The sequence below is a fragment of the Pseudomonas sp. MF08875 genome (assembly GCF_059862525.1).
The window spans coordinates 1-15,160 of sequence record NZ_JCBCUW010000059.1 but is presented as its reverse complement, the minus strand read 5'-3'; the positions used below and the strand labels follow the sequence as shown (position 1 = coordinate 15,160).

Below are 15,160 nucleotides of genomic sequence, written 5' to 3'. Positions count from 1 at the left end.
TCTTCTATTAATAAGCTGCGCTGATAGTCAAAACCAATCGGTAGCATCAGCTTTGGCAATGAGCCAGTACGCCGATGAATGGCTAAGATTCTCCCCATCAACTTTTCAACCCTGACGGAGAATCAACGATGCCTATCATCAACAGCCAAGTTAAACCGTTCAAAGCCACCGCATTCAAAAACGGCGCATTCGTCGAAGTGTCCGACGCCGACCTGAAAGGCAAGTGGTCTGTGGTGTTCTTCTACCCGGCTGACTTCACCTTCGTTTGCCCAACCGAGTTGGAAGACCTGGCCGACAACTACGCCGAATTCCAGAAACTGGGCGTCGAAATCTACAGCGTCTCCACCGACACCCACTTCGCCCACGCGGCCTGGCACAACACTTCGCCAGCCATTGGCAAGATCCAGTACACCATGATCGGCGACCCGACCCTGACCATCTCGCGCAACTTCGATGTGCTGATCGAAGAAGCAGGCCTGGCAGACCGCGGCACCTTCGTCATCAACCCTGAAGGCCAGATCAAAATCGTTGAAATCAACGATGGCGGCGTCGGTCGCGATGCTTCCGAGCTGCTGCGCAAAATCAAGGCCGCTCAGTATGTGGCCGCGCACCCGGGCGAAGTCTGCCCAGCCAAGTGGAAAGAAGGCGAGGCCACTTTGGCGCCGTCTCTGGACCTGGTCGGCAAGATCTGACACTGCGTTCAGGTCGAGGGCGATGAGCACTTGAGCATGTAAACCGCATCGCCCCACAAAACGCCTGGGCGATTCTGCCCGGGCGTTGTTTTTTCTACCGAACCAAACATGGAGATCGCCCGTATGTTGGACGCCAATCTTAAAGCTCAATTGAAGTCGTACCTGGAGCGGGTCACACAGCCGATCGAGATCGTTGCCTCACTCGACGACGGTGCGAAATCCCAGGAAATGCTCGCGCTGCTCAAAGACGTCGCCAGTCTTTGCAGCCTCATCACATTGCTCGACAACGGCACCGATGCGCGCAAGCCCTCGTTCTCGTTGAACCGCCCGGGTGCCGATATCAGCCTGCGTTTCGCCGGCATCCCCATGGGCCACGAATTCACCTCCCTGGTATTGGCCCTGCTGCAAGTCGGCGGCCATCCATCGAAGGCCAGCGCCGAAGTGATCGAGCAGATCCGCTCGCTCAAAGGCGAACTGAACTTCGAGACCTATTTTTCATTGTCTTGCCAGAACTGCCCGGACGTCGTCCAGGCCCTGAACCTGATGGCGGTACTCAACCCCAACGTGCGCCATGTCGCCATCGACGGCGCGCTGTTCCAGGCTGAAGTGGACGAGCGCCAGATCATGGCGGTGCCCAGCATTTACCTCAACGGCGTGAACTTTGGCCAGGGCCGCATGGGCCTGGAAGAAATCCTCGCCAAAGTCGACACCAGTGCCATCGAGAAACAGGCGCAGAAAATCAGCGCCAAAGATGCTTTTGATGTGCTGGTGGTGGGTGGCGGCCCGGCCGGCGCGGCGGCGGCGATCTACGCAGCGCGCAAAGGCATCCGCACGGGCGTTGCGGCGGAACGCTTTGGTGGCCAGGTGCTCGACACCATGGCGATCGAGAACTTTATTTCGGTGCAAGAAACTGAAGGGCCGAAACTGGCCATGGCGTTGGAAGAACACGTCAAGCAATACGATGTGGACATCATGAACCTGCAACGGGCCAATGCCTTGGTGCCTGGGCAGCACGGCGTGCTGCACGAAGTGCGTTTTGCCAGTGGCGCGAGTCTCAAGGCCAAGACGGTGATCCTGGCCACCGGCGCCCGCTGGCGCGAAATGAATGTGCCCGGCGAGCAGGAATACCGCAACAAGGGTGTGGCTTACTGCCCGCATTGCGATGGCCCGCTGTTCAAAGGCAAGCGCGTGGCGGTGATTGGTGGCGGCAACTCGGGTGTCGAGGCCGCCATCGACTTGGCCGGCATCGTCGCCCACGTCACCCTGTTGGAGTTCGACGTGCAATTGCGCGCCGATGCGGTCCTGCAACGCAAGCTGCACAGCCTGACGAACGTGACGGTGATTACCCATGCGCAAACCACTGAAGTCACCGGCGATGGGCAGAAGGTCAACGGTTTGCGCTACAAGGATCGCCAGAGCGACGAAATACGCAGCGTTGAATTGGAGGGGATTTTCGTGCAGATCGGTTTGTTGCCCAACACTGATTGGCTCAAAGGCACCGTCGAGTTGTCGCCCCGTGGCGAGATCATCGTCGATGCCCGCGGCGAAACCTCGATTCCGGGCGTGTTTGCCGCAGGCGACGTGACCACCGTGCCGTACAAGCAGATCGTGATCGCGGTGGGCGAGGGCGCCAAGGCTTCCCTCAGTGCGTTCGACCACCTCATCCGGACGTCGGCACCGGCCTGATTGCCCGATTGCAGGGCCCGTAAACGACAAACCCCAGGAGCGATCCTGGGGTTTTTTTTGTATGCGCGGCGTTTACAAGGCCGCAGGCTGGATGATTTCCACCCAATAGGCGTCAGGGTCTTTGATAAAGGCCAGGCTTTTCATGCGCCCGTCGTTGAGGCGTTTCTGGAAGTCGCAGCCCAAGGCTTCAAAGCGCTCGCACGCGGCGCGGATGTCCGGCACCGAAATGCAGATATGGCCAAAGCCGCGTGGGTCGGTGTTGCCGTTGTGGTAGCTGAAGGTGGGGTCGTTCTCGGTGCCGTGGTTGTGGGTCAACTCGAGAATGCCGGGGATGGATTTCATCCACTCGGTACGGGCCCCAGAGTCGGCGGGGATGCTGTTTTTATCGACGAGCGCGAGGAAGTACAGGCTGAACTCGGCTTCAGGGAAGTCGCGTTTTTCCACCAGCGAAAAGCCGAGGATGCGGGTGTAGAAGTCCAGGGATTTGGTGATGTCCTTGACGCGCAACATGGTGTGGTTAAACACGAATTGGGCGGTGGCGGCGTCAGGTTGGGCGGTCACGCCCGGGAAGGTGTTCAGTTCGTGCAGGCTCATGAGCCCTCCGGAAAATAGAGAAGTGGGCAAACGGCGTGGCTTGCGGTCAACCGCTGGCATGATACGCAACGGCTGGTGCCAAGGCCAACGGGCTATTGCCTCGCTGCCCGCGTGGGCCCAGACTTTACCGCTTCGCCCGTGAGCCTTGAGTACCTTGATGATCCCCCGCGTGCTGCGCGCTTTACTCTGTGCCCTGGCCCTGCCGGCCACCGCTAATGCCTTGGCTGCCGCCCCGGTCGTCAACTGGCCTGCTGGCTGGCAACCCGAGGAGGTGACGGTGGATGCCCACGCGGCAGCTTCCTCTCTATCCCGGCAACGTGCGGTCAAGTATGACGCCACGGGCACGCCGGTGATGGTGATGGAATTGACCATGACTGAGGTGGCCCCCGACCATGTAGTCAATGTGCAGGGGGTGTTATTGGAAATGCGCAAAAGGGTCCAAAAGGATTTTTCCGCAGGTGGATATCAAAGCGTTTGCAATCGAATACACCCATCCAAGTTGGCGCAGTTAACAGCATTCGAGACCACCTGCACAGTTACTCGCAACGGTGAACATGTGCTGTCGCAAACCTTAGTCACGGCCGTGGATGCCCGCCGGGCTTTTGTTTTTTCCTATGCTGGACAGGCTGCCGAGTTTTCCTTGAATCAGGCGCAGATACTCGCTACGCGCAATAGCTTGCAGCTCTAGTTTAAAAGTCGATGTTCAAAAGCGTGCCTTCGTGGCTAAAAACTAATCATAAGGCGCTATGTAAAAAGTTGTGCGACAGGTTGATCCGGTGAATTTCCGCGGATCTGCGATGGGTATACATGGGGGACTACGGCGCAGGCCTATTTGAACCGCCCCGCAACTTTCGGCATAACTAAAAAAGCCCTGCACAGGCAGGGCTTTTGATGAGCAGGTATCGCTTACCCACGTAGCCAGGAATCAACGGTCGTGGCGCCGTATTGCTCCTTCCAGGCCTTGAGGCCACGGTGGTTGCCACCCTTGGTCTCGATCAGTTCGCCGGTGTGTGGGTTCTGGTAAACCTTGACCACACGGGCGCGGCGGGTTTTCGGCGTGACTGCCAGCGGGCTCGATTTGCTCGGGTGCGGATCAAGGATCGCGATAATATCGCGCAGGCTTTTACCGTAGGTTTTCATCAGGCCCTGGAGTTTTTCCTCGAACTCGATTTCTTTTTTGAGTCCGGCGTCATTCTTCAACGATTCCAGCTGCGCGAGCTGTTCTTGAAGGGCCTTTTCAGCGGCACGAAATTCAGCGAGTCTGGACAATATCTTTACTCCAATAATGTATTTGGCTGATACCAACCGAGAACCTGGCTCTAAGCCAAAATCTTGAAATGACCTGGTGTAAATGGCGTGCCTGCGATTTTGCGCAGACAGGAAAAATTGTAGTAGTTAAAGACGCCGGAGTAAATCACGGCGTGGCGCTTATCTACTTCGAGCGGTTTAGTACGCTTGTATGTACAGCCTGGTTAATGTTTGCTTAATGCAACAAGGAACTCATCGCCTGGCATCGGGCGGCCGAACAGATAGCCTTGCAGATAGTCCACGCCCTGGGCGGCCAGATACTCACTCTGGAGCACTGTCTCCACCCCCTCGGCGACAATCCCCAGGTCCAGCTTGGCCGAGAGTTCGATAATGCTGTCGAGTATGTGCCGGGAGAGGGCGTCAATACCGATCATTGCCACAAAACTCTGGTCGATTTTCAAGAAATCCACCTTGAACTGGCGCAAATAACCCAGGCTGGAATGCCCCGTGCCGAAGTCATCGATGGCGATCAGCACGCCCAAGCCGTGCAATTGTTCAAACAGTTGATGGGTGATCTCGGTGGGCTGAATCAGCTCGCGTTCAGTCAGTTCCAGTACCAGTGAAACCTTGCCCGGTGGGAAAGCCGCCAGAAACTCGCGGCAATCGTCCACCAATGCCAAATCCAGGCAGTGGCTGGCGGTGATGTTCACGCCCACATGGAAGCCATCGACCAGTTGCGCGGCATGGGGGGCGAGCACGGTGGAGGTTTGGCGCATCAGCGAGCGGGTCATCGGCACGATCAACCCGCAGTGTTCGGCGAACGGGATGAACATGTCGGGGCGCACCAGGCCTTGCTTGGGGTGCTGCCAGCGCATCAACACTTCAATCCCGGCCCACTGCATGGTGTCGCCGCGCACCACTGGCTGGAAATATGGAATGAACTCGCCGGCCTCCAGTGCGCGGTGCAATTCATGCCCGGGCCAGGACGTGCGTTTTTGCAGCCAATGGCCGAGGACGGCGGACAATGCCCCGAAAAAAATCAGCAGGCTGAACAGTGCAGGGTAGCGGGCCTTCATGTAGCGCCAGACCTCACCTTGCGGCATGCCCGCGGCGACGCTGTAGGGATAACGCGAGGAACTGAGGTGACTCGGCGCCACCGGGTAAGAGGGTGGCGTGGAATCGAGCACCTTGCCCTGTGAAGACAACCAGTTTGGCCCAACTTGCAATAGCAGATCGCTATAAGGACTGATGAGGCGCAGCGCATTGGTCAGGTGATAGCCATCGACCGTGGCCAGCGCCCCACGGCGGCCTTCGCTTTGGCGATAGACCAACAGTGCCGTGTCAGGGGTGAGGGGATTGCCAGGCATTAGCAGCAACTGGCCCGCGACGTAATCCTCGGCCTTGAGTTCGGCCACGAAGCGGTCGCCAAAAAGCGAGCTGCAATAGTTGACGCTATCGAAAATCAGATTGGTAGAGCGCACGAACGGGCGCCGAGTCACTTGTTCACGCAACGCCAGTTGCCTGTCACGGTCGCATGCTTGTCCGGCCAACGGCAGTAGTGCGCGTGCGGCTTGTTCGGTGTTGTCGAGCATCAGGTCGAATTGACGTACCGCCTCCTGTGCGGTGCGGGCCGTGGAGTCCTCTAGGCTGCGCTGCGCCTGCAGATAAAGAATGGCGAAGCCCAGGGCGATGGGCACGGTGCCAATCAGCAGGGTGATGACCAAACGGGCTGATCGCGACCGGCGACCTTTGACAGTCAATGGCATTGGCAAAACCTGTGGGGAGCTTGAGGATCTTCGTTAAAGGGAAGAAGCCGCCAATGAAAGCGCTATCAGCAGATCAACGCATGATAGATGGCAACCGGGAAGTGCGCTTGTCTGAAAGGGCTTGGCGAGTGAATGCACCGTCAGGGGCGGGTCAGTAAATGGTCGCGAGGGCAACTTTTATGTTTCTCGTTATTTATGTTCACCGCAAATAAATAAATGGTCGGCGGGGGCAGGAATTGTATTGCGACAATAAATAAAACATTGTTTAAGTTGATTCATTTTGAGGTCTGTGTCTTTTTGCCGGCAGGGAGAGTAGGAGCCTGATATGCCTTGTATTTTTCAGGTGCGTGTCAGACATATTTTGAATAATCAGAAAAAGTTTCAGGTGATATGAGCGTGTCTACAGCTGCATTGTTAACCATTATCGTGCTGGATAAACAGGCCTTGATCCGAGAGGCGCTCGAGGCCAGATTGTCGCGGGAAAGCGATTTCCAAGTAGTGGGCGTTTATGCCTGTAGTGCGCAGCTAATAGAGGCCCTGCGCCGATCGGCCAGCGATGTGCTCATCGTGGACTATCAGTTGGGTGAGGAAGACCTTGACGGGGTGAGCCTTCTACAACTACTGCATAATCGCTACCCGCACCTGCGGATTCTCATATATTCCGCGCTGGAGATGCCATCAACGATAAAAATGGCTCTGCGGGCAGGCGCCAGCGGCTACTTTGGGAAGAGCCAAGCTACCGATCAGTTGATTCCAGCAGTGCGCGCAGTGGCCTCGGGGCGCCGTTATTTACCCCCGCCCTTATTGGCTGAACTCAACGCGTTCTCCGGCATGGCCATGTCCGGGTTAGATATGCCCAAGGCAAGAACCAAAAGCCCGATGGAGTGCCCGTTGCTGAGCCCGAAAGAAATAGAAGTTATCCGTTGCTGTTTACTCGGGATGTCGGTATCGCAAATTGCAACAAAATTTATGAAAAGCCGTAAAACCATTAGCGGACAAAAACAAGCAGCCTTCAGAAAACTAAGTATTCGTACGGATATAGAACTTTTCAAAATGCAGGCGAGCGGCGTGATATAACCACTCGGCTAACTGAGAATGATTATTGTGTCATATTCGCTAGTTGTATAGGCAACTAGCGAGTACATCAAAAAATATAAAGCGCAGTAGATTTTGGGACTTGTCTCGTATCTGCATGCTCCCCACTTGTGGGATATTTTTCGTGTTCTGGCGCAGGTCGTCGGAACGTCGATGGATTAATTGGCGTCTTGAAAGGCAGTAAGTCCCTACTGTTGGTAAAGGCCTCTTTTTATTGTTCTTCTCTCGTGAGTGAAGTTTTCATCATGAAAAAAAATGTAATTGCTTTGGGTTTTCTTGCGGCCTCCAGTGTATTCGCAGGAGCTGCTCTCGCAGCCGACGGTACTATTAACATCACGGGCGAGATCAGGGGCATTACTTGCACCATCAGCGGCGGTACCGGCGGTGCGCCGGGTTCGGGTGCAAACTTCCCGGTGGTGCTCGATACCATCCAGAACACCGCGTTGTCGGCAGAAGGTGAATCCGCCGGTGCCAAGCCTTTCGCTATCTATGTCGGTGGTCAGCATTGCCCGGACGGCACCAACGTTGCCGTGCTGTATGAAATCGGCAGCCCGGCGATCAGCCCGACTACCGGTAACCTGCGTAACCGTGCCACGAGCAGCCCGGCAAGCAACGTAGAAGTGCAGATCATTGATAGAGCGCTGGCCAACGATGCAGTCATCGATCTGCGTAAAGGCCAGAGCACCACGGCCGCTCAGGTCACTTCCGGCCTGGCCACCCTGCCTTTCGCCGCACGCTATGTGGCAGTAGGTGGGGCGGCCAGCCCAGGCAAGGTGGAAACCAGTGTCCAGTATTCCGTGACCTTCCCCTGATAAGTTCTGAGTTCGTTCGGGCTCAGTAACCTGATTGATAGGCTTGGCGCCCAACTTTCGCGGTTGGGCGCTACTTCCTAATCTGTAGAGATCAATGCAATGTCGTATTTACTTAGCGAATCATTTCGCCAACTTGCGGTGGGTGTGGTTTGCCTGTCGACCGCAATAGCGTCTTGGCACGCGAGCGCCGGCGTGGTTATTGAAGGGTCCCGCCAGATTTATCCAGAGTAGCGCCGGGAAATAACGGTAAGGCTGACAAATGATGATCGTCAGCAATCTCGCCTGGTGCAAGTCTGGTTAAGTGGGGCCGAACAAGACGCCGATGCCGCTGATGCGCCTTTTAATATAACGCCCCCGGTATTTCGCCTGGATGCGGGGAAAAGCCAGGCATTGCGCGTGACTTATACAAAGGAGCCGTTGCCTGTCGATAAAGAGTCGGTGTTCTGGCTCAATGTCCTGGAAGTTCCGCCAAAAGTTGACATTAAAAATCAAGAGTCCGATGAGGGCAGCAATCAGCTGACATTCGCCTTCCGCATTCGCACCAAGTTGTTTTTCCGCCCAAATTCCCTGCCGGGTAATTCAGAGCAGGCTCCCGCTCAGCTGCGTTGGACGCTGAGGCCAGGCAATAAAAATGGCACCCTGGAAGTATTCAATCCTTCGGCTTTCCACGTCACGTTCAATGAAGTGGCACTTACTGCGCCGGACGGCACACAAGTACCGTTGGCCTTGATCGCTAGCGATGCGATGGTTGCACCAGGCCAGGTAATGCGTTTTGCACAGGCCAATATTCCAAGTTCGTTTCCTCAGCAGATGCATGTTGAATTTAAATACATCAATGATTACGGCGGTTTTTCACTGCCACAGCGAGCCCCGCTGCACAGGTAGTGTTTGAAGGGTTAGATTAGTTCGATAACTACAGCCTGCTCTTTGTGTAGGTGTTCAGTTCGTCCTGCGAATTGTTTATATGAAGCGATAATCATGCCTGTCGAAAAGCAACTGTTGTTGCGCCGTCGTCCTGCTGTCGGCGTTATTTGTAATGGGTTCGCCCGTGTATTTCCGCTGGTCGGTTGTTTGTTTTTCACTGCAGGGCCGGGTGTGCAATTAATGGCGCAACCCCTAACGCCGCTCACTTTTGATCTTGACGCTTTTACCCAGACTATCGGGCCAAAAGTTGATTTATCGCGTTTTGAAAAGAGTACGCCCCTGGCACCAGGTACTTACCGTGTGGACGTATACATCAACGGTTATTCCACGGGCCGCTGGGACATTGATTTTGTCGACAAGGTCAATAGCTCTGAACTGGTTCCCTGTTTTAACCAGGTGCTGCTGACCAAGTTGGGTATTGCCTTGGAAAAAATCCCGCCTCGCAACAGCCAGGCGCCGAATGCGCTTGAATGTGCCGAGATCGGCAGCTGGCTGTTGGCCGCCGACGTCCTGTTCGATCCTGGCTCCCTGGCACTGACCCTCAGTATCCCGCAGCTGTACATGAAGCCTTCGGCCCGCGCTTATGTCGACCCGTCGCAGTGGGACAGCGGCATCACTGCCGGTCTGTTGAACTACAACTTCAGCACCTCCCTCACCACTGAGGGCGAGCGCAATGACCGCACCTACCTAGGCCTCAACGGTGGCGTCAACCTGGGTCAATGGCGCCTGCGGCACCAGGGCGCGCAGGCCTGGAGTAATCGTGGGCGTTCGCCATACCAGAGCACGGCCACCTATGTGCAGCGGTCCGTCGCGCCGCTTCAGTCGTTGCTGACAATCGGCGACAGCTTCACTGGCGGGCAGATCCTGGACAATGTCGGCCTGCGCGGCATCAGCCTGGCCACGGATGAGCGCATGCTTGCCCAGTCGCAGCGTGGCTATGCGCCGGTGGTGCGGGGGATTGCCGACAGCAATGCGACGGTGAGCATCAGCCAGAACGGTTACCGCATCTATGAAACCACCGTGGCGCCGGGCCCATTCGTGATCGATGACTTGTTCGCTACAGGCTATGGCGGTGACCTGACGGTCAGCGTGACCGAAGTGGGGGGGCGCAAACGCAGTTTTGTCGTGCCGTTTTCCGTTACCCCGCAACTGCTGCGCGCCGACGCCATGAAGTACAGCGCCGCGCTCGGCCAGGTCCGCCAGAACAGCAGCTCCCGCAGCTCCCCCGCGGTGGTGCAGGGCACTTTATCGCGCGGGTTGAGCAACGCGGTGACGCTGTATGGCGGCAGCCTGGTTTCCGAAGGCTATGCCCAGGCCAAGTTGGGTACGGCATTCAACACTTCGTTAGGGGCGTTTTCCTTGGAGGCGGGTGGCGCGCGTACCGCGATCCCCGGCCAGGGTACGTCCACGGGGACCAACTTCGGTATTGCCTATAACAAAAACCTTGTGGACTCGGGCACCAACGTAGTCCTGGGCGCGTACCGTTTCACCTCCGAGGGCTACCTGAGCCTGATCGATGCGATCAACATCCGGGAGTGGGCGCGCAAAGGCACGGATCCGTCCTCCTATGCCCGGCAGAAAAGCCGGGTCGACCTGACCCTCAGCCAAAAACTGGGGAGCGGCACGCTCAGCTTGTACGGCAGTTCGGCGGACTATTGGGGGCGCAGCCAAGGGCGCCAGACCTCATTCACCCTCGGCTATGGCGCGTCCTGGCAAAAGGTCAATTGGAACCTGTCCTGGCAGCGATCGCGCATTGACGATGGACGGCAGCTGTCTTCGCAGGAGTCTAGCGATGACGTGTTCTTTGGCCGGCAAAGCAACGCGGGGCGGGCCGACAACCGCTTTGTGCTGAGCCTGTCGTTGCCTTTGGGTGGGAGTTCGCGAGCACCCAGCCTCAATAGTTCGCTTTCGCGCAACAGTGGCAGCACTGACTCCAGTCACTATCAGGTCGGCCTTTCCGGCCTGGCCGGGGAGCAGAACGAACTCAGTTACGACCTGTCGGGAAGCCGCAATGCCGATGACGGGGCGACCCACGACAGTCTCAATGCCTATGGTGGCTACCGCACCAGCGCCGCCAACCTGCGGGCCGGCTACGGGCGCTCGGGGCATAACAGCCAATTGTCGTTCAGTGCCGATGGCGGGCTCGTGGCGCATCGCGAGGGTGTGACCCTCTCTCAGTCTCTGGGGGAAGCCGTTGCACTGGTGCATGTGCCGGATGCGCAGGGGGCCTTGTTGAGCAGTGCTGGCAATGTGCGGGTGGACGGGCGCGGTTACGCCGTGGCGCCATCGTTGCTGCCGTTCCAGCAAAACAGGGTGAGCCTCGACCCCAGTGGCACCTCTTTCGATGTTGAGTTGAGCGAAACCTCAAGAACAGTGGCACCCACCCTGGGGGCGGTGTCGTTACTGGAGTTCGCCACCGTCAGCGGCCGCGCCGTGGTTCTCAAGAGCCAGCAGGAAGGAGGACGCAACCTGCCATTCGCGGCGCAGGTATTCGATGAGCAAGGGGTCGAAGTGGGTGTGGTCGGGCAGGGCAGCAAGGCCTTTGTACGAGGGATTGCCGAGAAGGGAACCCTCACTGTCCGCTGGGGGGAAGGGCAGAGCGAGCAATGTCATATCGCCTACCAGCTACCAGTGCAGGACAAGCGCCAGCGCCAGGTTTCGGCGGATTGGCTGCAAGGGCAATGCCTGGCGCGCGCGGCCCCTTAACCGGCGCCATCGGGCTGTGAAAGATACGGGGCCTGCCTGCTGGTCGGTGGCGGGCGCTCGACTCGTTGTGAATTGAAAAGGTACGCACGTGTTTGATTATCGTTATTTCTGCGGATTTTTACTGGGTGGGTGCCTGATGGCCCAAGAGACTTATGGTTATGGCAAGTGCACGCCGCAGCCAGCGGCCCATATCAGTATTCCTCCCGTCACCCTGGCTGCCCCGCCCGTCGTGGGGGAGGTGATTGGGAATGCTGACGGGTACTTCTTTGGTGCCGATGCCGGGTTGATTTGTTACTACTACGGGCATCGAGAGTTCCACACGTCTTGGGCGCGGGTGGTTAACAGCCAGCCCACCGCAATGACCTTCAGCGCCATGGGCCTGACGATGCCGGTGTTCGCCACTAACGTGCCGGGCGTGGGCTTTGCCATGATGGCGCAAGACCCCAATCGCCCATTGCGTGCCATTGGCCTGGAGAACGTCGGCCTCTATGGCACACCCGACGAAATCCGCTATTGGGGCGTTCACGGGCGCGTCTTTCTGGTGGCCACGGGGCCGGTGACGGGCGGGACAATCAATGGGTTCAATGTGGGCCGCTTCACGCTCGACAAGTCCGACATCAATAGCCCCGGCTACCATGCCATCAACTTCAATGCGACCGTTATCCACCCACCGAGAAAACCGACCTGCACGGTTTCGACCCCCGGGGTGAACATGGCCCTGGGCACTATCGCCACCCATGACTTCCAGGGCCCGGGCAGTACGGCGGGGTCTGTTACCGAATCAATTGCACTCGACTGCGCGGCAGGCACAGGCTCGAAGACCGACGTCCTGATTACCCTCACGGACCAGAGCCAACCGGCCAACCGCAGCGACGTGCTGTCCCTGAGTAATACTTCGACGGCGCAAGGCGTGGCCCTTCAACTGCTGCATGGCACGACACTGGTGCGCTATGGCCCGGACTCGTCGGCTATCGGCAATCCTAACCAATGGCTGGCTGGCAGCACGGGCAACGGCGTTTTCCGCATTCCCCTGACCGCGCGGTACGTGCAAACGGACACCCGCATTATCCCGGGCAAGGCCAATGGGGTGGCGACCTTCACCCTGAGTTACCGCTGACCGTGCCCGCGTTCATGAGTCGATCAAGGCGCCTGTGGCTGCCGGTGGTGAGCCTGGCAGCCAGTTTCCACGCCGCTTCGGCCTGCGCCGAAATAGTGCTGGGGCACACCCGGGCCGTCTACCACACCGAGAACCGCGATATCACCCTGGCACTGAGTAACACCGCACGCGGTCCGCGCCTGGTGCAGGCCTGGATTGACCGGGGTGACCCACAGGCAGGCCCGGGGCAGGCCGAAGCACCTTTTACGGTCGTGCCGCCGGTTCTGCGGATCGAAGGTGGAAAAAGCACCGCGTTACGCATTACCTGGGTTCCCCAGGAGCAGGCATTGCCGGTTCATCAGGAGTCGGTGTTCTGGGTGAATGTGTTGAGTGTTGGGCCGCAGGCCCAGCATACCCAGGCAGGCTCGGTGAGCTTTGCCTTTCGCACCCGGATCAAGCTGTTTGTGCGCCCGCCCGGGTTACCCGGGAAGGTGGAAGAGGCGCCGGCCGCGCTGCAATGGCGTTTGCCCGACCCGGGCCGGGCAGAGTTGGAGGTGTACAACCCGACGGCTTACCACGTGACCCTGTCTCGGCTGTCGTTGATGACCGACAGCGCCTACACCGCCGCCGACCCGCCGATGGTCGCCCCTGGGCAGGTGCTGCGCATTCCTCTTTCGGGCGCAGCGCTCAAGGCCAAGGGCACGGCCAGGCTGAGTTTCAGCAGCATCGACGACCATGGTGCAACCCAGCATCATCGCCTGGATCTATGAACATATCTCATGTTGCTTCGCCTGTTTTGCGCCCCTGATCTCGTTTTGCCAGTGGCGCAATCTGAACATTTTCTTTCCTGATTGCGACCGCCTATCCGTTCGGTCAGTGGTTAGAAAATGTGCACTTTGGCAAAGTGCGCGCCATCGCCAAGGGGCTAATGCTCCTTATTTAACGGGCACTGTTGGAAAAGTCGGGGCTGCTTTGGCGCGCACCCCGGAGATGGATTTCCACTGCCTGGCGACGTGTGCCCTACCGTGAGGTTCACGCCCCTGGGCCTGACTCTGACGGGATGAGCCAGCCTTGTCCGTTGATTGCACAGCGATAAAGCGTGATACCTAACCATGAGAGAAATTCATTTATGAAAAAGTGCGTACAGGCCATTGCCTTGCTGGCCGCTTCCAGTCTTGCTGCAACCTCCGCGTTTGCCGCAGACGGAACCATCACCATCACTGGGGAGATCGGTGGCACCACCTGCACCATCAGCGGCGGCACCGGAGGCGCGCCGGGTAGCGGCGCCAACTTCCCGGTGGTGCTGAACAAGGTTCAGACCAGCTCCCTGGCGGCCGACGGCGTGACCGCAGGCGCCAAGCCTTATTTCATCTACGTCGGCGGCTCGGCCACCTGCCCGGATGGCACCATCGTCGCGGTGATGTATGAAACCACCAGCCCGGCCATCAACCCGGCCACCGGCAACTTGCGCAATACCGCTGCGACGTCGCCTGCGGCCAACGTCGAAGTGCAGATCGTCGATGAAGCCACCAAAACCCCAATGGACCTGCGGACCGGCCAGAACTCCACGACGGCGACGGTCAACGCTGGCCTGGCAACCTTGCCATTTGCTGCCCAGTACATCGCCACCGGTGGCGCTGCCGGCGCCGGTATTGTCAGCACCGCCGTGCAGTACTCCGTGACCTTCCCCTGATCGAATCCCCCGGATTCGTTTGTTCCAAGCAGGCGCCCGCCCCAACCGGCCGGGCGCAGCCTTGATGTTGAGGGAAGTGAACATGTTTCGTTTTTCCAGCCGTTTGCCCCGTTGCCTGGTTTACGCCGCACTGGGCCTGGCTATTGGCGCGCCTCTGCTGCCTGCCCAGGCGGGCGTGATTATCAGTGGGACCCGCCAGGTTTATCCCGAACAGCGACGCGAGATCACCGTACGCGTGACGAACGATGACAAACACGCACCGCGTCTGGTGCAGGCGTGGCTCGATGCCGGTGATGCCAGCGTGACCGCTGAGCAAAGCGACGTGCCGTTCAGCCTCACTCCACCGGTTTTTCGCGTTGATCCTGGCAAGAGCCAGGCCATGCGCCTGGCTTACACACGTGAACCATTACCCAAGGACAAGGAGTCGGTGTTCTGGCTGAACGTGCTGGAAGTACCGCCGCTTGTATCGCCACCTCCAGGGGCCGCGCAAGACGAGGAGGACAACCTCAACCATCTGCGTTTCGCTTTTCGCATCCGCACCAAGGTGTTCTTCCGGCCTCAGAGCCTGCCGGGCAAGCCCGAAGAAGCCCCCGCGCAACTGCGCTGGAGTGTGCAGGGCTCGACACTGAAAGTGCACAACCCGTCGGCGTACCACGTGAGTTTCAATGAAGTGGCCGTGGCGCTTGGCACCCACGAGGGCGCCAAGGTAATCCAGACCGCCTGTAGGATCCCAGAAAAGCTGCTGTATTTCCCAATATGCTGCTTTCGCTGCTCTAGGAAAAGGCCAACCCTCGCGGGTTGGCCTTTTTTTTGGTGCGCTGGAGCAATCCTTGTCGCGGATGTCTCCT

The 15,160-nt window shown here is 58.2% G+C and carries 14 protein-coding genes; 11 read left to right on the top strand and 3 right to left on the bottom strand.

The genetic code is table 11. The features are described 5' to 3' along the window. The first annotated feature begins 128 nt into the window (after positions 1-128). Positions 129-692, top strand: a complete 564-nt coding sequence (ahpC, locus tag AC19YT_RS24800; protein WP_020294651.1) for an alkyl hydroperoxide reductase subunit C — start codon at positions 129-131, stop codon at positions 690-692. Between the two features lie 123 nt (positions 693-815). Continuing rightward, on the top strand, positions 816-2,378 hold the full coding sequence (ahpF, locus tag AC19YT_RS24795; RefSeq protein ID WP_095108456.1) for an alkyl hydroperoxide reductase subunit F: 1,563 nt from the start codon (positions 816-818) through the stop codon (positions 2,376-2,378). Positions 2,379-2,450: 72 nt separating this feature from the next. On the opposite strand, the gene gloA is transcribed toward ahpF, so the two are convergent. Beyond that, complete coding sequence (gene gloA / locus AC19YT_RS24790; RefSeq protein WP_095108455.1) at positions 2,451-2,972, bottom strand: lactoylglutathione lyase; 522 nt, start codon at positions 2,970-2,972, stop codon at positions 2,451-2,453. A gap of 157 nt (positions 2,973-3,129) precedes the next feature. Here gloA and AC19YT_RS24785 point away from each other — a divergent pair, with 157 nt between their 5' ends. Beyond that, the gene (locus AC19YT_RS24785) at positions 3,130-3,660 is read left to right on the top strand and encodes a DUF4946 domain-containing protein (protein WP_095108454.1); all 531 of its coding nucleotides are present in this window, start codon (positions 3,130-3,132) and stop codon (positions 3,658-3,660) included. A gap of 218 nt (positions 3,661-3,878) precedes the next feature. On the opposite strand, the gene AC19YT_RS24780 is transcribed toward AC19YT_RS24785, so the two are convergent. Together AC19YT_RS24780 and AC19YT_RS24775 are read right to left on the bottom strand one after the other, a co-directional pair. After that, entirely contained in the window at positions 3,879-4,241 is a 363-nt protein-coding gene (locus tag AC19YT_RS24780) for a histone-like nucleoid-structuring protein, MvaT/MvaU family (protein ID WP_095108453.1), read from the bottom strand. Between the two features lie 203 nt (positions 4,242-4,444). Beyond that, entirely contained in the window at positions 4,445-5,986 is a 1,542-nt protein-coding gene (locus AC19YT_RS24775; protein WP_500611194.1) for an EAL domain-containing protein, read from the bottom strand. Positions 5,987-6,376: 390 nt separating this feature from the next. On the opposite strand from AC19YT_RS24775, the gene AC19YT_RS24770 reads away from it, so the two are divergent. The 8 genes from AC19YT_RS24770 to AC19YT_RS24735 form a co-directional block, all read left to right on the top strand. After that, positions 6,377-7,063: a response regulator transcription factor gene (locus tag AC19YT_RS24770; protein ID WP_095108451.1), complete on the top strand. Its 687-nt coding sequence runs from the start codon at positions 6,377-6,379 to the stop codon at positions 7,061-7,063. A 188-nt stretch (positions 7,064-7,251) separates the two neighbouring features. Next, complete coding sequence (locus AC19YT_RS24765; protein ID WP_500611193.1) at positions 7,252-7,893, top strand: fimbrial protein; 642 nt, start codon at positions 7,252-7,254, stop codon at positions 7,891-7,893. A 240-nt stretch (positions 7,894-8,133) separates the two neighbouring features. Next, on the top strand, positions 8,134-8,778 hold the full coding sequence (locus tag AC19YT_RS24760) for a fimbrial biogenesis chaperone (RefSeq protein ID WP_500611202.1): 645 nt from the start codon (positions 8,134-8,136) through the stop codon (positions 8,776-8,778). A gap of 93 nt (positions 8,779-8,871) precedes the next feature. Continuing rightward, positions 8,872-11,523 (top strand): fimbria/pilus outer membrane usher protein, encoded by a 2,652-nt coding sequence (locus AC19YT_RS24755; RefSeq protein WP_500611192.1) that lies wholly within the window; start codon positions 8,872-8,874, stop codon positions 11,521-11,523. Between the two features lie 136 nt (positions 11,524-11,659). Then, complete coding sequence (locus AC19YT_RS24750) at positions 11,660-12,640, top strand: fimbrial protein (protein WP_500611191.1); 981 nt, start codon at positions 11,660-11,662, stop codon at positions 12,638-12,640. 14 nt (positions 12,641-12,654) lie between these two features. Continuing rightward, positions 12,655-13,389, top strand: coding sequence for a fimbrial biogenesis chaperone (locus AC19YT_RS24745; RefSeq protein ID WP_500611190.1), 735 nt, complete (start codon positions 12,655-12,657; stop codon positions 13,387-13,389). A 359-nt stretch (positions 13,390-13,748) separates the two neighbouring features. Then, positions 13,749-14,312 (top strand): fimbrial protein, encoded by a 564-nt coding sequence (locus tag AC19YT_RS24740; protein ID WP_095108446.1) that lies wholly within the window; start codon positions 13,749-13,751, stop codon positions 14,310-14,312. A gap of 82 nt (positions 14,313-14,394) precedes the next feature. Next, positions 14,395-15,160: fimbrial biogenesis chaperone (locus tag AC19YT_RS24735; RefSeq protein WP_500611189.1), on the top strand; the 766-nt coding region annotated here is incomplete at its 3' end.